The sequence below is a fragment of the Amycolatopsis sp. NPDC051061 genome (assembly GCF_040682935.1).
Lineage (GTDB): Bacteria > Actinomycetota > Actinomycetes > Mycobacteriales > Pseudonocardiaceae > Amycolatopsis.
Window position 1 is genome coordinate 305,695 of sequence record NZ_JBFBBZ010000004.1, and the last position, 26,357, is coordinate 332,051.

Here is a 26,357-nt window from a genome sequence, read left to right on the forward strand (position 1 = left end):
CACCGGTGCGGGAACCGAGGTCCTGCCGCTGGCCTGTCTCCGTCTGGCGGCACCGCCGCTGCCCGGTGTTCCGGGCGGCCGGGCCGTCAGGTCCAGCATCTCCGGACGATGCGGACCGGCTTCTTCTGCTGCTGCCCGTGACCGGATCGTCAGCACGACCGGACAACGACCAACACTGTCCACAAAGGATTCAGGAGTGGAATTGGCCGGGACGGCGTCCCTGCCCGGCCGGCCCGCGATAGGCCTGGGCGATGTCGAGCCACTGGTCGGCCAGTGTGCCCGTCGCGTGCACATCGAGGTCGTAGCGGTGCCGCCGCCGGGTGACGAGCAGGCAGAAGTCCTCGGCACTGCCGGTGACCCGCTGGGCCGCGTCCTCGGGCCCGAACGCCCAGAGCCCCCCGGAGGGCGCGGTGAGCTCGAACCGGAACTCTTCCGCGGGCGGCGTCAGGTTCCGCGCCTCGTAGCCGAAGTCCCGGACCCGAACGGAAAACCCGGCGATGTGCCGGATCCGGTCGGTGCGCTCGCGGCGCACGCCGAGCGCGTCGGCGACGTCCTGGCCGTGGGCGAACACCTCCATCATCCCCGCGCACGCCAGCACGTACGGCGGCAGCGGGTTCACCAGCCACGGCACCAGCTGGTTCCCGGGCACGGCCGCGAGGGCCTTGAGCCCCGCGTCCCGCTCGGCCCGCCAGCGCGTCAGGAGCACCTCGGCCGGGTCGTGGACGTAGTCCTCCAGCGCGGCGTTGACCGCGGCCTCGAACCCGCCGGACAGCGACTTCGTCATGGCGACGAACGCCTCCGGCTGCGCCGCCGACAGCCCTGCGATGCGGAAGATGAAAGCGAGGTGCGCGATCTGGTGGCGGACGGTCCAACCCGGCGCGGGCGTGGGGGTGTCCCACTCCGCCTCGGTGAGCCCCGCGACGAGCGCGTCCACCTCGGCGGCCTCGGCGGTAAGGTCGGCGATCACGCCCGTGGTGTCAGTCACCTGTCTGTCCTTTCACCGATGCGACGTCTTCTCCTGATCGATCATCACCGTTGCGGCCTGGGGAGTCTTCTCTTCGCGGGCGGAGAAAGCCGGTCGCCCGCCGCGACGGCCGCGGTGAGCGCCGCCCACGACACCAGCTCGACCACCCCGCGGTCGTCCGTCCTTTCCGGACTGAGCGCGGCGACGTCGGCGGCCGTCACCTGGTAGGCGGACTTGGCCGTCAGCAACGCGATCCGGCCCGGTGCGCGCTCCTCCGCGGGGAGTTCGGCGAGGACCGGCTCCACCCACGCGCGGCTCAGCCCGGGCGGTTTCCCGTCCCACGCCTTGAGTTCCCGGCGGACGAGCTCCCGGACCCGGGAGGGCACCGAGCGTTCCCCGGCGGTCTCGATCGCCGCCGCGGCACGCGCGAAAGCGTCGGACAGCGTGCTGTCCGGCCCCGGCCCCGGCGCGGCGGGCAGCAGGTCCAGCGCCTGCCCGGCCGGCGGCGCGACACCCGGCTTGAGCAGGAAGCCCAGGACGGCCTTGGCCTTCGCCCGCGCCGTCGGCGGAACGGCCTCGGGCAGCGGCGACGGCCCGAGGAACACGCTCACCACCCGGTTGAGGTAGTGGAACGCGACGGCCACCGCCGTGAACTCCGCCGCGGCGTCCTCGGGCACGTCCGCGGGCAGCCTGCCTGCACCGCCCGCCCACGCCGTCAGCGCGCGCAGGCCGCGGTCCGGGATGGCCGCGGGGTCCCCGGCCTCGATGGCCGCGGCGGCGGCCGGCTCCCCCAGCGTCCCGAGCGCCATCGCGTGCACTTCGACGCAGTACGGGCACGAGTTCGCCGCGGACACGGCGGCTGCGACGGCCTCCTTGCCGGCCCGGCTCGCCGCCCCGCCCGCGACCAGCGACTCCCGCAGCATCAGCCACGCCGCGGCCAGCACCTCCGGCGATGGCGAATGCAGCGCGATCGGCGGGGCGAGCATCCCGAAGTCCCGCTCCACCTGCCGGTAGACCTCCCGCACCAGCCCGCGCGCCCGCCGCGGGCGCACCACGTCGACGTAGCGCACCTCCCGCACCGATCGCCGCAGGGCAACCCGCACCAACCCGGCCGCCATACTTCCTCCTCAGCCCGGCGAACCCGCGTACCGGAAGCCGGATCTCGCGTGATCAGAGCCGGAACTCGCGTGATTGGAGCCGTACCGCGCCGAATCACGCGAGTTCCGGCTTCGATCACGCGAGTTCCGGGTTTCGTGCCTCAGTTCCCGGCGACCAGGTCCAGTTTGGACACCGCACGGCGGCCCGTGATCGAGCCGTCGGGAGCCGGCGCGCCGTACTTGACGTCGATGTCGCGGGCCTGCAGGGCCCGGACGATGCCCGGGATCGACCGCTCGGCGAGCGCGGCGATGGTCATCGCCGGGTTGACCGTTAGCGCGCCCGGCACCGACGCGCTGTCGGTGACGAAGATGCCCGGGTGGTTGCGCAGCTCGTGGTTCGGGTGCAGCGCGGACGTCGCCGGGTCGTCCCCGATCCGGCAGGACGCCAGCGGGTGCACCGTGTACGCCCCGACGACGTCGTTCGTCCAGGGGGCCACCTTCGCCAGGCCGTCCTTCTCGATGATCGCCTTGCAGTCCGCGTCGGCCAGCGCCCAGCCGCGCCGGGTGTTCGTCGTCGGCTCGTAGCGCAGCGGGCCGCGGCCGAGCATCTGCTGCGAGATCCGGTAGGCGTTCCCGGTGGGCGGCGGGGCCCCGAACACGCCTTCGTTGTCGTCCTCGGTCATCAGGAAGATCGTCAGCCAGTTGGCCCACTGCTTGAGGATTTCCTTCTTCTCCGCCCCGAACCAGCGCGGCTCCTCGCCGCCGGGCACCTGGGCGAGGATGGTGCCCAGGCCCGGCGGGAAGTACAACTGCTCCAGCGAGTACCGCTCGTACTCCGGCAGCGACCCGTCGAGCTTGTCCCAGTTCGCGACGGTCGGGCCCTTGCCGATGTGGTTGGCCGAGTAGACCGGACCGTCCTCACGGGACAGTCCAAGCACCTCGCGGACGCGGTCCTCGTCGATGATCGCGGTGTTGAGCCGCTCGCCGTTGCCGGAGAAGTACCGGCCCACGCCGTGCGGCATCGTGCCGAGCGCGGCCTCCGAGCGCTGCAGGATCACCGGGGTGGCCCCCGCGCCGGCGGCGATGATGACGATCTTCGCTTCGATCACGCCGCTGCCGGTGTGGATCCGGTAGTCTTCCTCGTCGATCAGGTCGAAGTAGACGCGGTAGTCACCGTCCTCGGTGCGCTCGAGCCGCTGGACCTCGTGCAGCGGGCGGATCTCCGCGCCGTGCGCGAGGGCCGCGGGCAGGTAGTTCGTCAGCATCGAACGCTTGGCGTCGAACTTGCAGCCCGCCATCATGAAGTTGCAGTTGACGCAGGTGTCGTTGTCGACCGCGACCGGCGCCGGGTTGGCCGTCCGGCCCGAGTGGTTGCAGGCCGCGGCCCACAGCCCGCCGGCGTAGGAGACGTCGCTCCAGTCCTGTTTGGACACCGGCAGCGCCTCGTCGACCCGGTCGTACCACGGCTCGAGCGAGTCGCGGTTGATCACCCAGGGCCACATCCGGCGCCCGATGCTGCCGTGGCGCTCGAAGACGAACTTCGGCGCCCGCGGCATCGCGGCGAAGTACACGACGCTGCCGCCGCCGACGCAGTTGCCGCCGAGCACGCTCATCCCGTCGCCGACGACGAAGTCGAACGCCCGCGTGTAGGACGAGCCGAGCAGGTAGTCGTGCTCGAAGTCGGCCGCGGCCAGCCACGGCCCGCGCTCCAGCACGGTGACCTTGGCCCCGCCGGCGGCGAGGTGGTAGGCGGGGATGGACCCGCCGAAACCGCTGCCGACGATGAGGACGTCGGTCTTGTCGATGGCAGTCATGCGGGGCTCCCGGAAGGCGTGGTGTCGGGGTGGAGTTCGGCCAGCTTGCGGCCGTAGCCGTACTTCGGGAACCGCCAGAACCCGTCGGCGTCCGGTGCGGTGTAGCCCAGCGCCAGCAGGCCCGGGTGACCCTCGCGGATGGCGTCGGCGGTGTGCTTGTGCGCGGCGCTGTCGAAGGCCATGTTGCAGAACAGCGCGAGGCTGACCCAGCCGTCCTTCTCCGGGTGGCCGGGTGCGGTCAGCCGCCGCACCAGCTCGCGGCGGTGCTCGTAGGGCAGCGCGACGAACGGCGGGACGTCGTGATCGAGCGACAGCTCCGCTTCGCCCGCGTAGGCCTTCGCGTGATCGTTGAGCGACTGCGCGAGGTAGGGCAGGCCGACGGTGACGCCGGTCGCGTCGAAGTGCAGCAGCTCGAGCGCGCCCGCCGCCACCGAACCGGGGCCGGGCGCGGCCCCGGCGATCGCCCGGTCACCTTCGTACCGCTTCTCCCCCGGCACGATCGTGTCCGCGTAGGCCTCGAGGGTCATGGTGTTGACGCGTTCTTCTTCGGTGGCCTCGGGTTGCACCGGCCTACCTCCTCGTCGAATGTCCACAATGAACTCAGGCGGCTTCGGCCCGCCGCGTCCGTTCCCGGCGGTGCACGGTCATCGGCAGCCCGCCGCGCACCCGCAGCGAGAGCATCGCTTCGGGGTCGACGACCTTGCCCGGCACCTTGCGCAACTCCAGGTCCCGTGCCGCCATGGCGATTACGAACACCGCCTCCATCACGCCGAGGCTGTTGCCGATGCAGAACCTCGGCCCGGCCCCGAAGGGGAGGTAGGCGTACCGCGGCGGCCGCCCGGCCGGGTTGGCCGGGTCGAACCGGCCGGGGTCGAACCGCTCCGGGTCGGTCCAGAACCCCGGGTGCCGGTGCAGGGTGTAGGGCACCACGACGACGTCGGAGCCGGCCGGCACGTGGTACCCGCCGATCTCGTCGTCGGCCTGGGCGATCCGCGGCAGCAGCCACACCGGCGGGTACAGCCGCATGACTTCCTCGACCACGGCCACGGTGTAGGTGAGCCGCCGCAGGTCCTCGTTCCCGGGCAGCCGGTCGCCGAGCACCTCGACGGCTTCGGCGTGCAGCCGCTCGCCGACCTCCGGGTGCTCGTCGATCAGGTGGAAGGCCCAGCCGAGCGTGCTCGCCGTCGTCTCGTGCCCGGCCAGCAGCAGGGTGATCAGCTCGTCCCGCATGCGTTCGCGCGACGCGCCCTGTGCAGACCCGGACGCGATCAGCCGCGACAGCACGTCTTCGCCGTTCTCGACCGGGTTCGCCAGCCGCTGCTCGACGAGCTCGTCGGCGATCCGGCGCAGCTCGTCGCGCGCGGTGCGGAACTCCAGCTGCTTCTTCAAGGGCACCCACTGCGGGACCGCGCTCAGCGTGACCGCCTCGAACATGGCCTGGTCCTGCACTGCCTCGAACGAGTGGCCGAGCGTTTCGTACCCGCCGAGCTCGGCGTCGAGCAGCGTCTTGCCGAGCACGCCGAGGGTCAGCCCGGTCATCTCGTGCAGGATCTCGACCGGCCCGTCGTGCGCGCCGAGCCGCTTGATCAGCGCGTCCACTTCGGCCGCGACGACGGCGGCCTGCCGCGCGATCCGCTTGGGCTGGAACACCGGCTGGATGGTCCGCCGCTGCTCGCGCCACGTCTCGCCGTCGCTGGTGAGCAGGCCGTCGCCGAGGGCCCGGCGCGCCTCCTGCAGGCCGATGCCCTTGTGGTAGTTCGCGGCGTTGTCCGCGAGGACGTGTTTCGCGAGGTCCGGGTGGTTCACCAGGTACATCGCCTTCGGGCCGATGGCGATGCGGACGACGTCGCCGTAGGCCTCGGCGTTGTCGCCCATGAGCGCGAGCCGGTCAGTGAAGAGCTGCTTCAGCAACCGGAGGGTCGCCCGGCGCGGCGGCCCGGGCGGCGCGGTGCGCGCCGCCCGGGCTCGGTACTGGGGACCGGTCATGCCGCGACGGCTCCCGGCTTCTGGTCGCCGGTTTCCGCCGGCGGCGGCGCGATCTCCAGCTTGGCCTTCTGCTCGGCCTGCTCGGCCTCGAACTTGATCCGCGCCTTGTTCGAGAAGTGCAGGCCCCACAGGAACATGCCGCGGATCAGGCAGACGGTCGCGGTGGCCAGGAAGAGCCCGTAGGCGACGTGCACGGCCGTGAAGAACCCGTACGCGAGCGCCACCCCGGCCCCGAACGCGAACTGCGAGCCCGGCTTCGACGGCGACGTGCCCGGGTCGGTCACCATGTAGTTGGTGTAGAGCACGAACGCGACACCGGTGGCCATCGCCAGCGCGCCGGGGATCGACGTGCCGAAGAGCCAGCCGCGGACGACGGCCTGGATCACAAAGAAGCTCAGCCAGCCCGCGATGAGGAACATCCGGCCGGTCAGCAGCGCGTTGAGCACCGTGCCCGACACGAGGATGATGCCGACGATCAGCCAGCCGCCCCAGGTGGGGATCTGCTCGGTGAAGTGGTACGGCGGGGCGATGCTGGCCCACGGGAACACGAGCAGGATGATCGTGATGCCGAAGTTCGACGGGTTCATGAAGTGCCGCATCCGGCCGTACACCGGCGCCTGCAGGATCCACTTCGTGCCGACCGCGACGACCACCCCGAAGATCATCACGAGGATCCGGTCGTTGACGTAGGTCAGCATGTTCAGGGCGAGCCCGGTGATGTGCGCCGGGAGCAGGAACTCCATGAGTCCCTTGAACCCGTTGCCCTTGAAGCGGACCGCACGGGAGGTGACGCGGGCGTTGATGATTTCGAGCAGGATCTCCGTGGTGTACGCGGTCGCCAGCGCGACGAACGGGTACAGCCACGGCTGCTCGAAGCCGAGCACGGTGTAGCCGACGATGTTGAAGATCGTGATCGAGATCGCGAAGCGCCGCAGCGCGGTGGTGACCTTGTCGGTCCGCTTGGGTGGCGTGGTGTCCACTTTGGTCAGAGTCGGGGTGGCCATCACGTCACATCGCTTCCTTCGCCGTGGTGCCGAGCTGGTACATGTGGCAACCGGGTTCGACCTTCAGGTTCTGGGTCCGCAGCTGCCCGGTCCGGTCCCGCCACTGCAGGTGCACGTCGAGCGGGCCGCTGACGTCGTGCCCGAGGCCGATCTGGATGTCGAAGCTGCGCCGGCCGGCCTCCCCGCTGCTGCCGTCGACCCGGCCGAGGTACTTCTTGCCGTCCGCGGTCGTCACGGTGGCCTGGGCACCGATCGCGGGCGGGCCGGCCGCGGGCAGCGGGCCGGGCGCCACCGGGGCGTCGGTGGTCAGCTTCAGCTGCAGGTACTTGCCGGGGTTCGGGCTGTCGTTGTGGTAGAAGATCGGCGCCTCCCACTGCCGCGCCACCGCGAACTCGGGCAGGCCGTCGCCGTCGGTGTCGCCGACGGCGATACCGCGGGTGGGCACCGGGACCGCCAGCCCCAGCTGCGGCGCGAGGTCGGTGTACCGGCCGTCCGCGCTCTTCACGAAGAAGTGCAGGGTGTGGTCGCCACCGATGTCGTCACCGGCGCGGGCGTTCGGCCACCAGAGCGGGTTGGACAGCATGCCGTCGTGCGCCGTGGCCAGCTCCTGCAGGTTCGGCCAGCGGTTGACCTCGCCCTTGACGAACCCGGTCGCCTGCGCGATCTGGTTCTCGCCGCCGTTGTTGAAGTCCTGGATCTTGACGTCCCAGCCCCAGCCGGACCAGGCGGTGCCTTGGCTGCCGCTCTCGTCCTCGAACGGCGCGACGCCGTCCTGCAGCTGCTTGCGCAGGTCCGCGGCGTTCTTCGCGGTGTTCATGAACTGGAAGTTCGACTCTTCGATGCCCCACGACGTCGTGATGTTGCTGACGAACAGGTCGTAGAGCCCGTCGTGGTTCAGGTCGCCGAAGTCGACGCCCATGCCCTTGAACGAGTCGTTGCCCAGCACCTTCGACTTCGGGTCGGTGATCCCGCGGACGGCGGTGACCTCGGCGAGCTCGATCTTGCCGGGAGTGGACCTGTTGTAGAGCAGGCGGTCGTGCCCGAAGTCGTTGGCGATGTAGAGCTCCGGCAGGCTGTCGCCGTCGATGTCGGTCGCGCTGGAGGCCAGCGTCCAGCCGAACCGGGCGCTCTCCGGGATGCCCTGCGAAGCGTCGACGTACTGCGCACTCGGGTTCGCGCCGGACGCGGCACCGGTCCAGCGGTAGATGTACTTCGCGCCCGAGTTCAGCGCGTGCGACATCGACTGGTTCATGGTGACGCCGCCGTCGGCGTTCGGGTCGAGGACCCGGCTGTCCGGGAAGTAGTTCCCGATGAAGATGTCGACGTGCCCGTCGCCGTCGAAGTCGCCGATGGTGGCGGAGTCGGTGTTCCACATCGGGCCGTTGTACTTCCCGTCCGGGCCGCGGTGGTTGCCCGCCACGAGCTCGACCGGCTGGAACGCGGACGCGTCGAACCTCGTCGCGGTGGCCTTCTGCAGGAACAGCACGGGAGTGCGGCCCCAGTAGTAGGCCAGCACATCGGTCCGGCCGTCTTCGTTGTAGTCACCGGGGACGCAGCCCATCGGCGCCATGTAGTCCCACGTCGGCAGCGCCGGCGCGGGATCGAGCTCGAAGGGCGCGTACCGCGGGCCCGAGTCCGGCGACGGCGTGATCACGACCTGGTCGCTGCGGGTGTCGACCAGGCAGAGGTCGTTGGCCTTGCCGGTGCCGCTGATGTCGTTGAGCGCGATCGCGGCGCCGACCGAGGAGATCCACGCGGCGATGTCCTCGTACTCCTTGTTCACCGTGCGGATCGACTGCGCCTTCTTCGCCGCGGGCAGCGCGATCGACATCGGTGTGAAGTGGAACTTGCTCGCCATCGAGTCCTGCTCGGCGGCGGAGACGCTGGGCAGCCGCGCGACCAGGAACAGGCTGAAGATCAGCGCCAGCGCCACGATGCCCGCCAGCTGCTTGCGCAGCCGGCCCAAGGTCGCGGTCATTCGTGCACACCTCCGTGCGTCAGGACTTCGTCGGCGATCCGCCGCCGCCAGATTTCGAACGCCGGGACGTCGTCGCCGTCGACGACCACGTCCGGCCGGACCTCTTGGGTGATGGCCGCCGCGCGTTCGGCAGGCAGGCCGCAGATCGCCCGGGCCGCCATCTCGGTCTCCGGGATCATCAGGCCCGCGCGCACCCGGCACTCGGCCGCGAAGGCGCTTCCCTGCGCCAGCGGCCCGTGGTGGATGCCGGCCCGGTCGACCAGTTCCGCCAGCTCGTCGGCCGTGACCCCGCACGCGTAGGTCGAGGCCAGCCCGACCCCGGCGTACAGGTCGCCGTGGCGCGACTCGGGGAACTCCTCGATCGTCTTCGTCACCAGCTCGACGTCGGTACCGCAGATGAACCACAGCGCCCGGCCGATGCCCTGGTCGATGGCGCGCAGGGCGTAACCGTCGTAGCGCCGGTCCGGCCAGGAGAAGCCCGGCTCCTGGTACTGCTGCCGGATGTACTGGTCGGTCTTGAAGTACGCCTGGTGGAAGCCGTAGCCGTCGAGCACGAGCCAGCGCAGCAGCGGGTCGAACGCCGAGGCCTTCGGCCACGCGAACCGCGGGAGCCGGCACATGGCCCAGCCGACCCCGACGTAGATGATGTAGTCGTGCTTCTCACCGGGGCCGGCCAGGAACTCGGCGACGTTCGTGCTCTTGCCGAACGGCAGCCCGTCGAGGACGCCGTACCCCATTCCCGCGCCTTCGTAAGCGAAGCCGCGGAACTGCGGTGGAATGCGCTCGAGCCATTCTTCGGCCTGCTCGACCGAACGCGCCTCGACCGCATGTGCGTAGCCAAGGAGGAATTTCTCGCCGATCGTCTCGAGCCGTTCCTGAGCGGCTGGGCTCTTGCGGTGGAAGCCACGCTTTTCCAGCGAGGTCTCCGAAACGTTCGGTGTCAGGATGCGGCGTCTGAGCGCGCGCCAGCCATTGCCCAACGCACTCTCCCCCTCACGGGTCGAATGGGACTTGGTTCTGCTCGTCGATTCCACGATCACAGATCCGCTGGTCGGCGGTCTACTCCACGGTTGCGTGCGATCACCGCTCAGCTCGCCCGGCGCGCGGCGGCCGGGCGGAGCTCCTGCCGGATCCGCTCCCGCCACAGCTCGTAGGGCGGTTCCGGCCCGTCGTCGCCGTCGGCGCGCTCGGTGCGGTCGGCCAGGTTCTGCGCCTCCTGCACGGTCAGGTCGACCAGGGCACCGCACGCGAGGTGGGTGTGCTCCGGCACGTACCCGGAGTAGGTCCGCGCCTTCACCGCGAACACGACGCCCAGGCCGAGCTCGTCGTGGTACCCGCCGGCCGCCCGGCGCAGCCGCGCCAGCCCGAGCTGGTCACTGCCGCCCGCGAACGTCGCGGCGAGCCCGATCCCGCTCCACAGGTCGGCCCGTCGGTGCTCGGCGAACCGGCCGGCCGCGGCGGCCACCGCGTCCGGGTTCCCGCCGTGGATGAACCACAGCGCGCGGCCGACCCCCTGGTCGAACGCGCGGGGGAAGTACTCCGGGCGGCCGGCCCACGGGTAGGGCTCCGGGGCGGCCTGCCGCTCCACCCACTTCCCGGTGTCGAAGTAGGCGCGGTCGAAGCCGTAGCCGTCGACGGCGAGCCAGCTCATCACCGGGTGGTAGGCCACCCCGGTCAGCTCGGGCAGCATCTTCTTCCACAGTGGACGCGGCAGCCGCGCCATCGCGAAGCCGATCCCGATGTAGGTCAGGAAGATGTGCGGGCGGCCCGGCCCTTCGAGCAGCTCGCGCGTCCGGTCCGAGCCGCCGCCGGGCATGGCGTCGAGGATCGAGTAGCCCATCGTCGCGCCCTCGTAGGCGAACCCGCGCTGTTCGGGCTCGATCAGCGCGAGGCGCCGCTCGATCTCCCACAGCGACGCGCCTTCGATGGCCCATTCGAACCCGCACACGACCGCCTGCGGCACCGCTTCCAGGCGGGCCGTGGCGTCGGTGTGCACCACCGGGAACCCGCGCTCGGCGAAGCCGACGGACGCGAGGGAGGGAGCGAGCACGCGCTTGCGCAGCACGCCGAGCAGAGTCGACATCCGGATCTTCCTGTCGGTCGGGGGAACGGGGCTCAGGCGACGGCGCGCAGGTGCGGCCGTTGCGTGGCGAACTGCTGCCGGCTCGACGGCGTCGGCCGGGACGCCAGGGTGATCGCGATCGGCGGGTCGGTCAGCGCGGGCCGCCGCAGCCGGACGGTGACGCCCTGCGGGTCGAACGGCGACACGGCGGCCGAGGCGGTCCCGACCGTGAAAGCGGGGCCGCTCTTGGCGTGCATGCTGTGGTCGGCGATCGCAATCACGGTCCAGTTGCCCTCCGGCACGCCGTGCACGGTCAACCGCCCGGACCGGGTGTTGGCCGAGCCGTCGAAGGCGACCGGGCCGCGCTGCGGCACGTTGTCGGCGAACACGCCGACGAGAACGGTGGCCGGGGCCGCGTCGTCCGGCACCACCAGGTCGACGTCCAGGTGGCCGGTGCCCATCGGCTGCGAAGCGCAGCTGCGGCCGGCTTCGCGCAGCGACTGCTGCGACGGCAGCCGCTGGAAGTACGCCGAGTGCGCGACGAGCAGCTCGCCGACGTCCGGTTCGCGGTACTCGGTCGGCGTCATGCCGACGGCCCGGACGAACCGGCTGGTGAAGGTGCCGACGCTGCTGTAGCCGACGCTGCAGACGATGTCCGACACGGTCAGGGAAGTGGTCAGCAGCAGCCGTTTCGCCTCGAACAGGCGCACGGCCGTCAGGAACCGGCCCGGGGTGACCCCGGTCGCCTTCGCGAAGATGCGCGAGAAGTGGAAGGGGCTCACGTACACCTCGGCGGCCAGCGCCGACAGGGTGATGGGCTCGAAGTAGCGTTCGAGCAGCAGCTCGATCGCCCGCAGGATCGCCGGCTGGACGGCTTGTTCGCGTCTGAGCCGGTCCGCGTCCTCCGGTGGCTCGCCGGCCTCCCACTGCGCCCCCGTGGACGCAACCGATCGCAAGATCATCAGTCCAACCTCGAATTCCTCCGCTTGAATTTCCCTGGCCGTCAGGTAAGACGCCGGATGTCGCGGGTCTGTGGACGACCGATCGAGCCTCGACGGAGACCGGAGAAGGCGCTGTCGGCGGGGAACGCCGAACCCGTGCGAAGGGCACGGCTCCCGTCGTGCACTTCGCACGGATCCGTTGTGAAAGCTGTCCCGACACGGCGAGTGAGCACCGGCCTTCCGCCGTTCGCCCGGCCGGGCGGCATGATCCGGACGGCCAATCCGGCCGGGTCGGGAGTCCGCGGCACGCAGCCGCGAAACGTGCGGAACGCACGGGTCCGGGCGGAGAAACACAGTTCGACTCTGGTGGGCGGCTCACTGGCCGCACCCCGGCCGCTCTGTCACATTCGAATGTGGACAGCCGGGGGATCGACGGTACATCGGGAGTACATCGGTCCTGACGCGGCACTACTGGGGAGCCGGCACACGGCTGCACACTGGAGGCGTTCGGCAATGTACTCCGAAACTAGGCTAGCGGCCGGGGCAACCCCGCGGCCACGGGAACCATCCGAAAGTGTCGTCCGCTTCACGGTCCTCGGCCCGCTCGGCCTCCTGCGTGACGGCGTCGACTACGCGCCGACGACACCGAAGGTCCTGCAGCTGCTGGCCTTGCTGGTGGTCCGGCCGGGCCGGTTGGTCCACGCCGACTCGATCATGCAGGAGCTGTGGGCCAGCGACCCGATCCGCACGGTGCGGACCACCCTGCACACCTACGTCTACCACCTGCGGCGGTGCATCCAGCAGAGCGGGCTCGCGGAGAACGCCGACGACCTGCTCGTCACCAAGAACCCGGGCTACGTCTTCCGCATCGACCCCGCGCAGGTGGACGTCTTCCGCTTCGACCGGCTGCAGCACGAAGGGCAGGTCCTGCAACGGAACGGGCGGCACGACGACGCGGCGGGCCGGTTCCGCGAGGCGCTGGACCTGTGGTCGGGCCCGCCGCTGGCGAACGTCTCTTGTGGACCGGTGCTGCAGTCGTACGTGACCCAGCTGGCCGAGCAGCACCGCACCACGCTGCACCTGCTGGTCGAGGCGGAGATCGCCAGCGGACGGCACCGCGAGCTGATCGGCGAGCTGCGGTCGCTGACCGTGGGCAACCCACTGGACGAAGCACTGCACGGGCAGCTGATGCGGGTGCTGGGCCGCAGTGGCCGCCGGTCCGACGCGATGGCCGTGTTCCGCGACCTGCGCCGCCGGCTCGCCGAGGAGCTGGGCGTCGAGCCGTGCGACGACCTGCAGCTGCTGCACCGCGAGCTCATCTCCGAGGGCGACCACAACCAGTTCCACCCCACCGCACGAAGTGAAGACCGATGACCGCACAAACCCGTACCTATGGCCAGTTCTGCGGAGTGGCCCGCGCGATGGAGCTCGTCGGTGAGCGGTGGGCACTGCTCACCGTGCGGGACCTCGTGCTCGGCTCGAAGCGGTACACGGAGCTGCAGGCCGGGCTCCCGAAGATCCCGCCGAGCATCCTTTCGGCCCGGCTCAACGAGCTGGAGAAGTCCCGGGGTCGTCCGCCGGCGCGTGCGACCCGACCTGGACGCCAGCGTGGTGTACGAGCTCACCGAGTACGGCAGCGAGCTGGACCACGTCCTGCTGGACCTCGGGCTGTGGGGAGCGCGCTCGCTGAACGGCCGTGACCCGGAGGACGTCTTCACGCTGGACGCGGCGATCCTTTCGCTCTACACGACGTTCCAGAGCGACGCCGCCGACGGCGTGCAAGCGACGTTCGAGATCCGTTACCACGACACGATGACGTTGCACGCGATGGTCGACGACGGCGCGCTGAAGGTGACGGAGGGCCGCCTCCCGGACGCGGACCTGGTCATCCACGCCGACCGCGGCCGGGTCCTCCTCGACGTGATCGGCGGCCAGACGAGCGCCGCGGAGGCGGTCCGCACGAGCCGCATCGCGATCGACGGCAGGCTGGCCGACCTGGAGCTGTTCGCCCGGCTCTTCCGCATCACCGCGGCACCTTCGCCGCAGGAGGGCATCGTCGTCCACTGAGGACAGTGCCGTGGGTGGCCACCCCCGCGGTGGCCGCCCACGAGCCCGTGCCGGGCCGCGGCAACCGCTCGGCCCGGCCACGCGCGCGAGTCACCCCAGCCGATCAGCCCGCCCCAGCAGATAACGCTGCTCGGGCCGGCTCGCGGTCGCCTCCGCCGCGCGGCGGTAGTGGGTTCGGGCGGCTTCGTGGTCGCCGGCCAGTTCCAGCAGGTGGGCCCGGGTCGCGTCGAGGCGGTGGCTCTGCTTCATCCGGCTGTCGTCCGCCAGGGTGGCCAGCAGCTCCAGCCCCCGTTCCGGCCCCTCCGCCATCGCGATCGCGATCGCCTGGTTCAGCGTGACCACCGGGCTCGGCGCGAGCTCCTGGAGCACCGCGTAGAGCTGGACGATCTGCGGCCAGTCCGTGGTCTCCGCGCTGGGCGCTTCGTCGTGCAGCGCGGCGATGGCCGCCTGCACCTGGTACGGGCCGACCGGGTGGCGGCCCAGCGTACGGCGGACCAGGCCGGCGCCCTCGGCGATCATCGCCCGATCCCACCGCCCGCGGTCCTGCTCGGCGAGCGGGACCAGTTCGCCTTCGGGACCGACCCGCGCAGGCCGGCGTGCGTCCGTCAGCAGCATCAGTGCGAGCAGGCCCGCCACCTCGCCGTCGTCCGGCAGCAGCGCGTGCACCCCGCGGGTCAGGCGGATCGCTTCGCGCGCCAGCTCGGGTGCCTGGAGGTCCGTCCCGGACGTGGCCGCGTAGCCCTCGTTGAAGATCAGGTACAGCACCTGCAGCACGACCCGGAGCCGCTCCGCGCGGTCGGCCGGGTCCGGTTCGCCGAACGTCGAGCCTGCCGCCGCGATGCTCTCCTTCGCCCGCGTGATGCGCCGGGTCATGGTGGCTTCGGGCACGAGGAAGGCCTTGGCGATCTGCGCCGTGGTCAGCCCGCCGACCGCGCGCAGCGTCAGCGCGACCTGCGAGGGCGGGGAGACCGCCGGGTGGCAGCAGAGGAAGAGCAGGGTGAGCGAGTCGTCCTCGTCGGACGGCCGGTCGTCGTCCGGCCCGGGCGCCACCACCGGCTCGCGGACCGCGACGGACTCCTCCCGCCGCCGCCGCGCGCTTTCGCTGCGCCAGTGGTCGGTGAGCCGCCGGGTCGCGACGGCGACGAGCCAGCCATACGGGTTGTCCGGCACGCCGTCGGCGGGCCACTGCTGCGACGCGGCGAGCAGTGCCTCCTGGACGGCGTCTTCGCACGCGTCGAACTGGCCGTACCGACGCACGAGCGCACCGAGCACCTGGGGCACCAGCGGCCGCAGGCGCTCCCCGACGGACGCGCTCACCCGCCGGTGAACCCGGATTCGGTTTCGGCGTCGGCGAAGAACACCACCGGCCGGACCTCGATGCCGAGCCCCTTGATCCCGGCGTCCGGGATCATCGCGGCCACCTCGTAGGCGCGCTCGGGCGAGGCGCACTCGACCAGGTAGAACCCGGCCAGGAACTCCTTCGACTCGATGAACGGCCCGTCGGTCACCGCCGGGACCCCGTCGGTCACCCGGACGACGGCGCTGCGGGCCGGGGCGTCGAGGGCCTGGGTGCTGATCATCTCCCCTGACTCCCGGATCCGGCGGATGAACTCGCCGTGGCCGCTCATCACCTCGTCCCTGTCCTGCTCGGACAGCGCCTCCCAGACGTCGGGGTTCATGTACATCGCCAGCAGGTACTTCACGTGTCCTCCCCGGATCCGGCCTTGCCGGTCCCGAACATAGCCGATCCGGGACCGCAACCCACGAGTCGCCCGCGGCGGCGGCCCGGGAGCAGCATCGACACCTCAGCGCCGATCAGCCACGGAGGCCGCAACCATGTCCGACGTGTACGCCGATCTGGAGGCCGGGGCGGACGCCCTCGCGGACCTGGTGCACGCCCACGCGGGAGCCTTGCCGCTGCCGTCCGCCCGCGCGGTCGCCGCCCACCTCGCCGAACTGACGGTCGTCGCGCGGCGGGTCGTCCTGGCCGTGGAGGGCACCGGGACCGGGCCCGCTCCCCGGATCACCGACGCCGGCCTGCTCGGCGACGCCGTGCTCGCCTGGCGTTCGGAGCACCGCAAGGCCGTCGAGCTGCTGGCCACCGCGGCCGGGGACGTCCCGTGGCCCGGTGGCCCGCTGCGGCCGTCCCTGCTGGCGGCGGCGCTGCTGACGGTCCTGTTCGCCCGCGGCCAGGACATCGCCGATGTGCTCGGCGCCCGGCTCCCGCGCGACGACGCCATCGGCCACGTCGCCTACTACGGCGTCCGCACCAGCGGCGACGTCTACGCTGGGCACGGCGGGCCGCCCGCCGGGCCGCTCCGGTTCGAGCTGACCGCGCCGTCGGGGACGCTCTGGGAATTCGGCCCCGCCGACGCGGCGGACCGGATCTCCGGCCGTGCCGAAGACTTCTGCCTGCTGTTCACCGGCCGTCGCCCGGCCGCCGGGCTGGCCGTCGAAGCCACCGGGCCGCGCGCCCGCCGATGGCTGGAACTGGTGCAGCAGCACAGAAATCCACTGTGGACGTCCGAATCGGACTGATCAGGCGAAGCGGTCCGGGTCGCCCGCGCCGCGGCGGACGATCTCCGCCTCCCCCGAGGAGAAGTCGACCACCGTGGTCGGCTCGACCCCGCAGTCACCGGAGTCCACGACCGCGTCGAGCACGTGGTCGAGCTCGTCCTTGATCTCCCAGCCCTGCGTCAGCGGTTCCGGCACGTCCGGCAGCAGCAGCGTGCTGGACACCAGCGGTTCGCCCAGTTCGGCCAGCAGCGCCTGGGTGACCACGTGTGCCGGGATGCGGACGCCGACGGTCTTCTTCTTGTCGTGCATCAGCCGCCGCGGCACTTCTTTGGTGGCCGGCAGGATGAACGTGTAGCTGCCCGGCGTCGCCGCCTTGATCGCCCGGAAGACCGCGTTGTCCACGTGCACGAACTGGCCCAGCTGTCCGAAGTCCTGGCAGACCAGCGTGAAGTGGTGCCGCCGGTCGAGCTTGCGGATCGCCCGGATGCGGTCGAGGCCCTCGGGGTTGTCGAGCCGGCACCCGAGCGCGTAACACGAGTCGGTCGGGTAGGCGATCAGCCCGTCGCGCCGCACCAGGTCCGCGATCTGGCCGATGGCGCGCCGCTGGGGGTTGTCCGGGTGCACGTCGAAGTACTTCGCCATGGCCGCGAGCCTAGGGCCCGGCCCGCGGCCGCGCCCGGCGGCCCGCGTCTCCCACCTTGCTCTGCCCGCTCGCGAACCGGTGACCTGGCCCGGCGTCCGGGCGCACAATGCGCGGTGGGCACCGGCACACCGTACCCAGGAGGCGATCATGACCGAACTGGCGCTGCCCGGCCTGACCCGGCAGGCCCCACCCCGGGCCACGCCCCGTGCCGGCCGGGGCGTACCGGTTCGCCGGGCCCGCGGGCACGGTCACCCTGACCGGGTTGTTCGACGGGCATCGACGGCTCTTGGTGCACCACACCGTCCCCGATCGCAGCCGGCCCGCCGCCGTCGCCTCCGCCGAAGAGCTTTCGGCCGCGTTGCACACCCGGGACACCCGCCTGGTAATCGTTTCCCACGCCCCCTACACGAAGATCGAGCAGTACCGCAGGCACTTCGGGTGGGACCTGCCGGTGTATTCGGCGCTGGACACCGGGTTCGCCGCGGACTTCCCGGCGACGCGCCGCCTCGAGGGCGCCGGCCCCGGCGAGCACGACGACGACGGTCCCGGCCTGAGCTTCTTCCGCCAGGACGGGCGATCCGTGCTGCACACCGGCTCGATCGCGGTGCCGTACCTGGATTTCCTCGCGCTGGCCGGTGTCGCGCGGGGCCGGGGCCGCGGCTGACGAAGCGGACCGGACGTTCGGCCGGAGCCGGACGCACGGCGGCACGGCCACTCTTCGCCGACTGTGCCGATCGTCGCCGATCCGGCCACAGTCACGGCCGAATGGCTTGGTAACAACGGTTACGTGCAGTACAGGGGGCGGCCTACTTTCGGGCCGGATTGGTAATTGGTAATACGAGCCGACGGGATGAGATAGGATTGGCCGGAAGCATGCAGACCGAGCTCAGCCCGGGTCACCGAACCCACTCCGTGCGACGCCACGACACCGGAGGATCGTTGCGCATGTCTCCGGTCGTCGACTCGAACCGCTCGGGCGCCCTTTCCGCGCCCTGGGGCACGAGCGCGGTCGACCGGCGGCCCAAGCTGGCGACCTACCTCGCCGGCTCGATCATCACCGTGGTCGTCGCCGGCTTCGGGGCCGTGCTGCTCGCCGGCCTCATCCCCCAGTCGGTGAGCCCGGTCGCGGCCGGTTACGCCATCCTCGCGGTCGCGCTGCTCCTCGCCATCCAGCTGCTCCACTTCAGCAGGCCGTCGGTCCGCCTCGACACGAGGACCAGCCGGGTCCTGCTGGTCGTGCTGGCCCTGCTGGGCTACGTGCCGGTCTTCACCTTCGACGCCATGTGGTCAGCGATGCCGGTCTTCTTCGGCGGCGCGGTGGTGCTGGTGCTGCCCGCCCGGTTCGCGTGGCCCCTCTTCGGCCTCAACCTCGCCGCGGTGCTGTGGATCGAGCTGCGCTACGACACTCCGCTGGAGGCGGTTTACACCGTCCTCGGCCTCGCCGTCTACAGCCTGGTCTTCGCCCAGCTTCCTTTGGTCGCCCGGATGATCCGCGAGCTGCACCTGGCCCGGACCGAGCTCGCCCGCCGCGCGGTCGCCGAGCAGCGCCTGGCCTTCGCCAGGGACCTGCACGACCTGCTCGGCATGAGCCTCTCGGCCATCGCCCTCAGGGGTGAGCTGGTGCACCGCCTGATGCGCAAGTCGAGCGAGCAGGCGCAGGCCGAGCTGGCCGAGATCACCGCCATCGCGCAGCGCACGCTCTCCGACGTCCGCGCGGTGTCCCACGGCTACCGCGCGTCCCTCGAGAAGGAGTTCCGCACCGCCCAGTCGCTGCTGACCGCCTCCGACATCGCCGTGCGGATCCACCTGGACCAGGGCGACCTGCCGGTCCAGGCGCGCACCCTGCTCGCCAAGGTGCTGCAGGAGGGCGTCACCGACGTCCTGCGCCACAGCGACGTCGAACACTGCGAAATCGCGGTCCAGCAGCGGCACGGCCGGGTGTCGCTGGAGATCGTCAACGACGGCGTGGGCCCCGACGACCTGCCCGCGGAGTCCGAGCTACTCGCCCGGCTGCCGGACGAGGTGGCCGCGCTGGGCGGCACCGTGCGCAGCGGTATCGGCGAGGACGGCCGGTTCCGGCTGCTCGTCGAGCTGCCGCTGCCGGACCGGGTCGAGCCGCCGTCCACCGACGACGGCACCCAGCCGGCCGACGCGGAGGCGAGGCGGGTCCGGGTGCTCCTGCCGGTCATCTTCACCCTGTTCGGCCTCATGGCCGTCGTGCACGAGCTCCTGCTGACCACGAACGGCTGGCACATCGCGCTCGTCGCCGGGTCGCTGGCGGCGCTGCTGACCCTGCAATTCGCCTACTTCAACCGCCCCTCCACCCGGCTGCGCTCGGGCCAGAGCATCGCGATGCTGTTCGTCCAGGCCTGCCTGATCTACCTCCCGATGCTGCCGCTGCAACGGGACTGGGTGAGCTGGCCGTCGCTGCTCATGGGCTGCGCGCTGCTGGTCCTGCCCCCGGTCGCCGGCTGGCTGGTCTTCGCCGCGAACGCCGGCTTCTACCTCTGGCTCGAGTACGTCGCAGGGCAGGCCCGCGAAGACGCCCTCTACGCGGTGACGTTCTCCGCCGGCACGGTGATGGTCGGGCTCATCGTGTTCGGCATGCTGTGGCTGGTCCGGCTGGTCGCCGAGCTCAACCACAGCCGGCGGCGGCTGGCCGAGACCGCGGTCGCCGAGGAGCGCCTGCGCTTCGGCCGCGACCTGCACGACCTGCTCGGCATGAGCCTCTCGGCGATCGCGCTCAAGAGCGAGCTGACGGCCAGGGTGCTGCCACTGGACCGCGACCGGGCGGCCGAGGAGCTGGTCGAGATCCTGGGCCTGACCAGGCAGGCTCTCTCCGACGTGCGCTCGGTGGCCAGCGGCTACCGGGAGCTGTCCCTGGACAGCGAGTCCCGCTCGGCCCGCTCCGTGCTCGCCGCCGCCGACGTCCGGGTCCGGATGGAGATGCTCCAGGACGAGCTGCCCGCGCCGGTCCGCACGGTACTGGCGGTGGTGCTGCGGGAGGGCGTCACGAACGTGCTCCGGCACAGCCGGGTGGAGACCTGCGAGATCGCCCTGCACCGGGTCGACGGCGGAGTCAGCCTCGAGATCGTCAACGACGGCGTCGAGCGGTCCGGCCCGCGCCCGGTCACCCCGGCCGATCCGGCGGACGACGGAGCCGCGCGGCCCGGCACCGCGTCGGGCAGCGGCATCGGCAACCTGTCCCACCGGGTGGCCGACCTCGGCGGCGAGCTCACCGCCGGTGTGGTGGACGACGGCCGGTTCCGGTTGCGCGCCGTGGTACCCGTCTGAGAGCCGGTTTCCCGGGCGACCGGCGCTTCAGATCCAGCCGGACTCCCGGGCCAGCCGGATCGCGTCCACCCGGTTGCGGGCCCCCAGCTTCGACACCACCGTCGTCAGGTAGTTCCGCACCGTGCCCGCCGACAGGTACAGCCGGGCCGCCACCTCGACCGTCCCGTACCCCTGGGAGGTCAGCCGCAGCACGTCGAGCTCGCGGCCGGTCAGCGGGCAGTCGTCGCTGTCCCAGGCCGCCAGGGCCAGGTCGCCGTCCACCATCCGCCGTCCGGCCGCGACGCCGCGGACCGCGTGGGCCAGCTCGCCCGGCGGCGCGTCCTTCAGCAGGAACCCGCTCACCCGCGCGTCCAGCGCGCGCCTGAGCGTGCCCGGACGGCCCAGGCCGGTGAGGATCAGGGTGCGGCAGCACGGCAGCTGCTCGCGCAGCTCACCGGCCGCGGTGAGGCCGTCCTTGCCCGGCAGGTCGATGTCGATGATGGCGACGTGCGCTTCGCTGGCCCGGGCCGCGGAAAGGATCTCGGTCCCGGAAGCGACTTCGGCCACCACCTCGATGTCGGGCTCCAGCCGCAACAGCGCCACGAGCGCGCTCCGGACTATGTGCATGTCTTCAGCCACGAGCACTTTGATCACGAGGCGCCCTCCGCCTTCACAACTCCCCAGGGCCTCAGTTAAACATTTCCGCGGGACTCCCGGTTGGGCCAAGAGGGTTCACCTCGGAAAATGCACGTGAACCTCGAAGCAATTCGATCCGACCACAGCAGAACGCGCTCGGACGACTACCGAAGGTAGAAAAGCCACAGCAGGACGCGCTCGGACGACTACCGAAGGTAGAAAAGCAATAGGTGCATGGTGGGAAATTTTCCCATCGACTGTCGCCAGTGGATGTCAGGCGCACGCCGAGGGAGCCGGCCTCCGGGGCGAATGCACCCGGGAGACCGGCTCCCTCAGGCCCGGACCAGTGCGGACGGCAGCCGGAACGGGCTCACGCGGCGAGTTCCGCGTCGCGCAGCGCTTCGCTGTTCGTCCCGCAAACGGAGAAGCACACCCTCGAGTCGACGCGGCTCCCCCATTGTTCGAAACAGTCGATCACGAGACCGGTCTCGATCGAATCGGCGTTTTCGACCTCGACCCCCAGATCGACGAAAAGCGCGCGGACGTCAGCGGAAATACGTGCGGACATTGAGGTCTCCCAGTGGCGAAGTAGAAAGCTTCACGTACCATAAATAGTCCGCTCGCGGACCGTCGGGAACCAGTGCCCACATCACCGGGCATATGTGATTTATGCCTGCTCCACGCAGCGCGGCGACTGCCCCGAATGGAGTAGCAGAGGGCAGCAAACGACCGGATAACGCCGTTTCGCTCACTTTTCGCGTTCGCGCCGCCGCGATACGCGACGGGAACGCACGGCCATCCATCGGAGGACATACCCGGCCGGGCCGCCGGAAACCGCGGTAGGCGGGCCATATGCAAAACGCATGTCCGGCCCGTGCGAAACCCATCCGGAACGGTGCACTGAGCACTTAAGAAGTAGACAGCGTCCGACCTAGAGTTCTTGTCGACAAGCATTCCGCCAGCGGTCACGCGTTTCACAGGGGAACGCGGCCACCGACGCCAGGCGAGGGGAGGAGGGCCACCATGGACGAGGTCGTACGACAGGCCATGGCGCGCGCCATCACGACCATGCGGGACCACCTGGGCGACCGGCTCACCGTCGACGACCTCGCCCGGGCCGCCATGTTCAGCAAGTTCCACTTCACCCGTGTGTTCCTGCGGGCGACCGGGCTTTCCCCCGGCCGGTTCCTGTCGGCGCTGCGGCTGGCCGAGGCCAAACGGCTGCTCGCGACGACGAGCATCTCCGTGGCCGGCATCAGCCACCAGGTCGGCTACAACAGCGTCGGCACCTTCAGCGCCCGCTTCAGCGGCAGCGTGGGGCTGTCGCCGAGCGGCTACCGGCAGACCAGGGGCCTGCCGCCGCGGATCCCCGAACGCGCTGACCAGGCCCCCTCGGGCAGCACGCTGCGCGGGAACGTCCGCTGCCCGTACGGGACCGCCGGCACCGTATTCGTCGGCTTGTTCCCGGCGAAGATCACCGAAGGCCGTCCCGCGCGGTACGCGATCCTGTCCGGGCCGGGACCGTACGCGCTGGCCGACGTGCCGCCCGGCGCCTGGTACGTCATCGCCCACACCTTCGCCGCCGGCTACGACGACGACCGCGGGCCACGGCCCTACACCGGGCTCGCCGGCCCGGTGCCGGTGCACCGCGGGGTCACCGCCGTGCTGGCCGACGTACGGCTGCGGCCGCGCCACAGCTTCGACCCGCCGGTGCTGCTGGCGCTGCCGGACCTGCGGCCGTCGGCCGTCCGGCGGCCCGTGGCGGTCTGAACGCGTCCGCCGAACCGGGGAAGGCGGTCACGCCGGGCTTCCGGCCGGCGATCGCGCGTCGTGGGGACGGCGCCGATCGCCGGCATTCCGGGCGGCGGAAATTGCCTTCCGGCGGGATCCGGTGGCGTACCATTCTCACGGGGAGACGTCCTGCTGGGGGAAGTGAGGTCACACCGTGATCAGAGTTTTGCTGGCCGAGGACATGGATATGGTCCGCGGCGCGCTTGTCGCCTTGCTCAACCTCGAATCCGACATCGAAGTGGTCGCGGAAGTCGATTCCGGCGACGAGATCCTCCCCGCGGCGAAGGCGGCCCATCCGGACGTCGCCGTCATCGACATCGATCTGCCCGGGAAGGACGGTCTGACGGCGGCCACCGAGATCCACGAAAGCCTGCCGGAATGCCACACCCTGATCCTCACCAGCCTCGGCCGGCCGGGCACCGTCCGCCGCGCCCTGGACGCCAAGGTGAACGGCTTCCTGCTGAAGGACGCGCCTTCGGACAAGCTGGCGAACGCGGTCCGCTCGGTGGCCGTCGGCCGCCGCGTCATCGACAGCGAGCTCGCCCTGTCCGCCTGGGAAGCCGACGACTGCCCGCTCACCCCCCGTGAGCTGGAGATCCTTTCGCTGGCCGCCCGCGGCCGCAACGTGGCCGACATCGCCGCGGACCTGTTCCTGTCGCCCGGAACGGTCCGCAACTACCTGGCCGCGTCCGTGACGAAGCTGAACGCGCGCAACCGGGTCCACGCGATCCGGATCGCCACCGAAGCCGAATGGCTGTAACGGCTCCGGACGCCGTTCACCAGGCCGGTGCCCGCAGCGGGACGACCGCGCACAGCCGGTGCGTCCCGTCCGGCCGCACCCCCACCGACAGCTCGCCGCCGAGGGCTTCCACGCGGTAGGTGAGGTTCCGCAGCCCGGAGCCGCAGTTCTCGCCCGCGGGCGAGTCTTCGCCGGCGGGCGGGACCCCGTTGTTGGCCACCTGCAGCCGCACCGCGCCCGCCACCGCCACGACCGAGAAGTCGCACCAGGCGGCCTTGCTGTGCCGGATGACGTTCGTGACGCTCTCGCGCAGGACCGCCGCCAAGGTCGTCGCCACCGGCGACGGCAGGTCGGCGGGCAGCTGCCCGTCGAAGCCGACCGTGATGCCCGCCGCCCGCAGCACCGAGGCGGCGGACCGGCACTCCTCCGCCAGCGACATCTCCCGGGACCCCGCCACGATCGCCCGGACGTCCGCCAGCGCCTTGCGGGAGATCGTGAGCAGTTCGGCCAGCTCGGCCTGCGCGGCCTGCGGGCAGTCGTCGACCAGGCGCCGGATCAGCTCCACCCTAAGCGTGATCGCCGAGAGGCTCAGGCCGAGCAGGTCGTGGGTGTCCCGGGAGAACCGGCGGCGTTCCTCGGCGACCACCTGGGCGGCGAACTCCCGCCTGCCGTCCTCGTCCAGGGCGGCCGCCCCGGCGAGCCACGCCAGCCCGAACACCGCGAAGGCCGTCACCGCGGTGAGCAACGCGGCTCGCAGGCCGTCCGCGACGGCCGCCGGCCCGGCGGCCCGCACGGCCAGTGCCCCGGCCCCGGCCGTCACGAGCACCAGAACCGGGACGGCGACGCGCGGCCGGGCCACCAGCGGCAGGCTGCCCAGGAAGAAACAGCTGAACACGGCCCATGCCGCGCCGAACTCCAGCTCCGGGGCCAGGCCCAGCACGGCCTGCAGCGCCAGCGCGGTGCCACGGAACCGGGTCCGCCCGCGCCCGAACGCGGCCAGGTGGACCAGGACCAGCGCCCCGCCGCACCCGCAGGCGGCCAGGACCACCGCCCGGTCCGCCGCCTCCTGCAGCGGGGTGAGGAGACAGAGCAGCCCGATGGCGACGCAGCCGCCGGCGTGCGCGAACCGGCCCGGCCGCGGCGGGAACGGGCGGCCCGCCGGACCGTCCACGGCCCCGGGCCGCGCGGGTCCCGCCCGCGGGACGAAGCCACGACGGACCCGGCGCTTTCCGGGCACGGCCGGTTTCGGTGCCGAAACCACCGCTGCGCCTCCCCAGTACCCCCAGTTGCCCCCTCGCGGAATCTCCCCAGACGTCCGCCCGGCAAATCTAACAGCCGGAACCGCGATCCGGGCGTTCCCGCCGCAGGCTCACCCGGGCAAGTTCAGGACACATTCGCCGACGCTGACCTCGGCGGGCCACTTCAGCTTCAGCGCCTGGTCGACGCGGTCGCCGGCGTCCACGGGCACGGCGTGCGCGGTCAGCCCCATGGCCTTCGCGGCGAGGGAGAACACCTGCTGCAGCGTCCCGACGTGGAGCAGGGTCGTGGCGTACGCCGCCCCGCCGAGGGCCCAGGCGATCCGCGACATGCGGGCCGTCATCGTCAGCAGCGCCGACGGCCGGGCGTGGCCGCCCGCGGCGACCATCGCCATGTCCAGCAGGCCGTCCAGGACCGGGAGGTCGTCGTTGATCAGGGTGAGCGTGTGCCACAGCGGGTCGTAGTGGTAGATCCCGCGGGTCAGGTCGTCGCAGCGGTTGATGCCGACGTAGATCTCGAGCTCGTACAGGCAGCCGACGCTGAAGTACGGCCGTTGCGACGCCTCGTGCGCCGGGCCGCCGGGCAGGTGCGCCGGGCCGACCGAGCGGACCCGGGCCGCCCGGAACAGGAACTCGCCGATCTGCCGCGCCGGCAGGGCGCGCTCGCTGAACTCCGGGCAGGTGTGGTCGCGCTCGAGCAGGCTGGTCAGCGTCGGGTCCCTGGCCGCCAGCACGGCCGGGTCCGGCCGGTACAGCGGGAACGTCGGCCCCGCGGTGACCTGCTTGACCACGGGCGGCTCGCGCATCTCGCGAGCCGCGTCCGGATCCGGCGCCGCCCCCTTCTGCCAGGTCCGGCTGCGGGTGTGGAACAGCAGGTCGCCCGGCGACCAGACACTGAGGTCGGGCCCGCCGGACTCGGCGAACCCGCCGTCGGGCCGGGCGAGCAGCACCACCCCGGCGGCGACCAGGAAGGACAGGACGTCGGCCACGACCGCCGAGGGCACCCCGGCCGTCCCGGCCAGCTCGTCGACCGTTCTCGGCGCGGCCAGCGACGACGCGATCACCACGGCGGGCGAGCTGGACAAGGCGACCTTGTACCGCGCTCCCGGCGACTCGGCGAGCAGCGTGCCACCGTCGGCGCGCAGCGAGGTGAACCGCGAGAGCCGGACGCGCCGCGCCGCCGGCAGCGGGCCGACCGGGAACGCGGGGTTCTGCGTCACCGGGATCGCCGACAGCAACGGCCCCTGGCCGTCGTTGAGCGCGAGGGAGTGCACCACCGAACCGGAGAGCCGGGTGAGCACCTTCCGCAGCGACACCCGCGACTCGTCCTGGCCGGCCACGGCCAGGTTGGCCATGGTCACCGGGCCGAGCGCCATACGGTCGAGCGACGCGCGGACTTCCTCGGGCGTGCCGGGGAACTCGTACTCCCCCCACCAGGAGATGGCGACGAGCGTCCCGTCGTCCGCGGCTTCGAGCAGGGTGTCCTCGGTCAGGGACAGCAACCGGATCGTTTCGGCGCGTCCCTCCGGGCTGTCGGCGGTCAACGGGTGCTCCTACGCGAGGGGTGAAGTGCTCTTCCGGGACACTCC

23 protein-coding genes and 1 pseudogene are annotated in these 26,357 nt (G+C 71.6%); 7 read left to right on the top strand and 17 right to left on the bottom strand.

Annotated features, from left to right (window positions below):
- Window positions 1–190: 190 nt before the first annotated feature.
- The 10 genes from AB0N03_RS07920 to AB0N03_RS07965 all read right to left on the bottom strand — a co-directional run bounded on the left by AB0N03_RS07920 (window position 191) and on the right by AB0N03_RS07965 (window position 11,867).
- Complete coding sequence (locus AB0N03_RS07920) at window positions 191–985, bottom strand: TIGR03084 family metal-binding protein (protein WP_364367067.1); 795 nt, start codon at window positions 983–985, stop codon at window positions 191–193.
- Between the two features lie 44 nt (window positions 986–1,029).
- Window positions 1,030–2,082, bottom strand: coding sequence for a carboxymuconolactone decarboxylase family protein (locus AB0N03_RS07925; protein ID WP_364367070.1), 1,053 nt, complete (start codon window positions 2,080–2,082; stop codon window positions 1,030–1,032).
- A 140-nt stretch (window positions 2,083–2,222) separates the two neighbouring features.
- Window positions 2,223–3,875 carry a GMC family oxidoreductase gene (locus AB0N03_RS07930; RefSeq protein ID WP_360685688.1) on the bottom strand — a complete coding sequence of 551 codons (1,653 nt, stop codon included), beginning with the start codon at window positions 3,873–3,875 and terminating at the stop codon, window positions 2,223–2,225.
- Window positions 3,872–4,441: a DUF5987 family protein gene (locus tag AB0N03_RS07935; RefSeq protein WP_364367073.1), complete on the bottom strand. Its 570-nt coding sequence runs from the start codon at window positions 4,439–4,441 to the stop codon at window positions 3,872–3,874. Before AB0N03_RS07935 ends, AB0N03_RS07930 begins: the two co-directional genes overlap by 4 nt.
- Window positions 4,442–4,475: 34 nt before the next feature.
- Window positions 4,476–5,861 (bottom strand): cytochrome P450, encoded by a 1,386-nt coding sequence (locus AB0N03_RS07940; protein WP_364367076.1) that lies wholly within the window; start codon window positions 5,859–5,861, stop codon window positions 4,476–4,478.
- Window positions 5,858–6,865 carry an enediyne biosynthesis protein gene (locus tag AB0N03_RS07945; protein ID WP_364367079.1) on the bottom strand — a complete coding sequence of 336 codons (1,008 nt, stop codon included), beginning with the start codon at window positions 6,863–6,865 and terminating at the stop codon, window positions 5,858–5,860. Before AB0N03_RS07945 ends, AB0N03_RS07940 begins: the two co-directional genes overlap by 4 nt.
- A 4-nt stretch (window positions 6,866–6,869) precedes the next feature.
- Window positions 6,870–8,843, bottom strand: a complete 1,974-nt coding sequence (locus tag AB0N03_RS07950; RefSeq protein ID WP_364367082.1) for a VCBS repeat-containing protein — start codon at window positions 8,841–8,843, stop codon at window positions 6,870–6,872.
- Window positions 8,840–9,823, bottom strand: a complete 984-nt coding sequence (locus AB0N03_RS07955; protein ID WP_364367085.1) for a DUF1702 family protein — start codon at window positions 9,821–9,823, stop codon at window positions 8,840–8,842. Before AB0N03_RS07955 ends, AB0N03_RS07950 begins: the two co-directional genes overlap by 4 nt.
- 107 nt (window positions 9,824–9,930) lie before the next feature.
- Window positions 9,931–10,926: a DUF1702 family protein gene (locus tag AB0N03_RS07960; RefSeq protein WP_364367088.1), complete on the bottom strand. Its 996-nt coding sequence runs from the start codon at window positions 10,924–10,926 to the stop codon at window positions 9,931–9,933.
- Between the two features lie 32 nt (window positions 10,927–10,958).
- Entirely contained in the window at window positions 10,959–11,867 is a 909-nt protein-coding gene (locus tag AB0N03_RS07965) for an AraC family transcriptional regulator (protein ID WP_364367091.1), read from the bottom strand.
- 492 nt (window positions 11,868–12,359) lie between these two features.
- On the opposite strand from AB0N03_RS07965, the gene AB0N03_RS07970 reads away from it, so the two are divergent.
- Window positions 12,360–13,220, top strand: coding sequence for an AfsR/SARP family transcriptional regulator (locus AB0N03_RS07970; protein WP_360685712.1), 861 nt, complete (start codon window positions 12,360–12,362; stop codon window positions 13,218–13,220).
- Window positions 13,217–13,913: pseudogene (locus AB0N03_RS07975) on the top strand (winged helix-turn-helix transcriptional regulator). Before AB0N03_RS07970 ends, AB0N03_RS07975 begins: the two are co-directional and overlap by 4 nt.
- Before the next feature lie 90 nt (window positions 13,914–14,003).
- Here AB0N03_RS07975 and AB0N03_RS07980 read toward each other — a convergent pair.
- Window positions 14,004–15,230 carry a DUF6596 domain-containing protein gene (locus tag AB0N03_RS07980; protein ID WP_191307830.1) on the bottom strand — a complete coding sequence of 409 codons (1,227 nt, stop codon included), beginning with the start codon at window positions 15,228–15,230 and terminating at the stop codon, window positions 14,004–14,006.
- Window positions 15,227–15,616: a YciI family protein gene (locus AB0N03_RS07985; protein ID WP_191307832.1), complete on the bottom strand. Its 390-nt coding sequence runs from the start codon at window positions 15,614–15,616 to the stop codon at window positions 15,227–15,229. The genes AB0N03_RS07980 and AB0N03_RS07985 overlap by 4 nt, the downstream gene beginning before the upstream one ends.
- Window positions 15,617–15,749: 133 nt before the next feature.
- On the opposite strand from AB0N03_RS07985, the gene AB0N03_RS07990 reads away from it, so the two are divergent.
- Entirely contained in the window at window positions 15,750–16,451 is a 702-nt protein-coding gene (locus AB0N03_RS07990; RefSeq protein ID WP_364367096.1) for a maleylpyruvate isomerase family mycothiol-dependent enzyme, read from the top strand.
- Here the strand turns inward: AB0N03_RS07990 and AB0N03_RS07995 are convergent, their stop codons facing one another.
- On the bottom strand, window positions 16,452–17,072 hold the full coding sequence (locus tag AB0N03_RS07995; protein ID WP_191307835.1) for an L-threonylcarbamoyladenylate synthase: 621 nt from the start codon (window positions 17,070–17,072) through the stop codon (window positions 16,452–16,454).
- 206 nt (window positions 17,073–17,278) lie between these two features.
- Here AB0N03_RS07995 and AB0N03_RS08000 point away from each other — a divergent pair, with 206 nt between their 5' ends.
- Window positions 17,279–17,737: a DUF899 family protein gene (locus AB0N03_RS08000; protein WP_364367099.1), complete on the top strand. Its 459-nt coding sequence runs from the start codon at window positions 17,279–17,281 to the stop codon at window positions 17,735–17,737.
- Window positions 17,738–18,018: 281 nt separating this feature from the next.
- The gene (locus tag AB0N03_RS08005) at window positions 18,019–20,367 is read left to right on the top strand and encodes a histidine kinase (RefSeq protein ID WP_364367102.1); all 2,349 of its coding nucleotides are present in this window, start codon (window positions 18,019–18,021) and stop codon (window positions 20,365–20,367) included.
- A gap of 27 nt (window positions 20,368–20,394) precedes the next feature.
- On the opposite strand, the gene AB0N03_RS08010 is transcribed toward AB0N03_RS08005, so the two are convergent.
- Both AB0N03_RS08010 and AB0N03_RS08015 read right to left on the bottom strand, forming a co-directional pair.
- On the bottom strand, window positions 20,395–21,000 hold the full coding sequence (locus tag AB0N03_RS08010) for a response regulator transcription factor (protein ID WP_364367105.1): 606 nt from the start codon (window positions 20,998–21,000) through the stop codon (window positions 20,395–20,397).
- A gap of 352 nt (window positions 21,001–21,352) precedes the next feature.
- On the bottom strand, window positions 21,353–21,550 hold the full coding sequence (locus AB0N03_RS08015; RefSeq protein ID WP_364367108.1) for a hypothetical protein: 198 nt from the start codon (window positions 21,548–21,550) through the stop codon (window positions 21,353–21,355).
- A 455-nt stretch (window positions 21,551–22,005) separates the two neighbouring features.
- On the opposite strand from AB0N03_RS08015, the gene AB0N03_RS08020 reads away from it, so the two are divergent.
- Window positions 22,006–22,752, top strand: a complete 747-nt coding sequence (locus tag AB0N03_RS08020) for an AraC family transcriptional regulator (RefSeq protein WP_364367111.1) — start codon at window positions 22,006–22,008, stop codon at window positions 22,750–22,752.
- A 175-nt stretch (window positions 22,753–22,927) separates the two neighbouring features.
- On the top strand, window positions 22,928–23,533 hold the full coding sequence (locus tag AB0N03_RS08025) for a response regulator transcription factor (RefSeq protein WP_191307843.1): 606 nt from the start codon (window positions 22,928–22,930) through the stop codon (window positions 23,531–23,533).
- 16 nt (window positions 23,534–23,549) lie between these two features.
- Here the strand turns inward: AB0N03_RS08025 and AB0N03_RS08030 are convergent, their stop codons facing one another.
- Together AB0N03_RS08030 and AB0N03_RS08035 are read right to left on the bottom strand one after the other, a co-directional pair.
- On the bottom strand, window positions 23,550–24,773 hold the full coding sequence (locus AB0N03_RS08030; protein WP_364367114.1) for a histidine kinase: 1,224 nt from the start codon (window positions 24,771–24,773) through the stop codon (window positions 23,550–23,552).
- 108 nt (window positions 24,774–24,881) lie between these two features.
- Complete coding sequence (locus AB0N03_RS08035) at window positions 24,882–26,312, bottom strand: SagB/ThcOx family dehydrogenase (protein ID WP_364367117.1); 1,431 nt, start codon at window positions 26,310–26,312, stop codon at window positions 24,882–24,884.
- Window positions 26,313–26,357 lie beyond the last annotated feature (45 nt).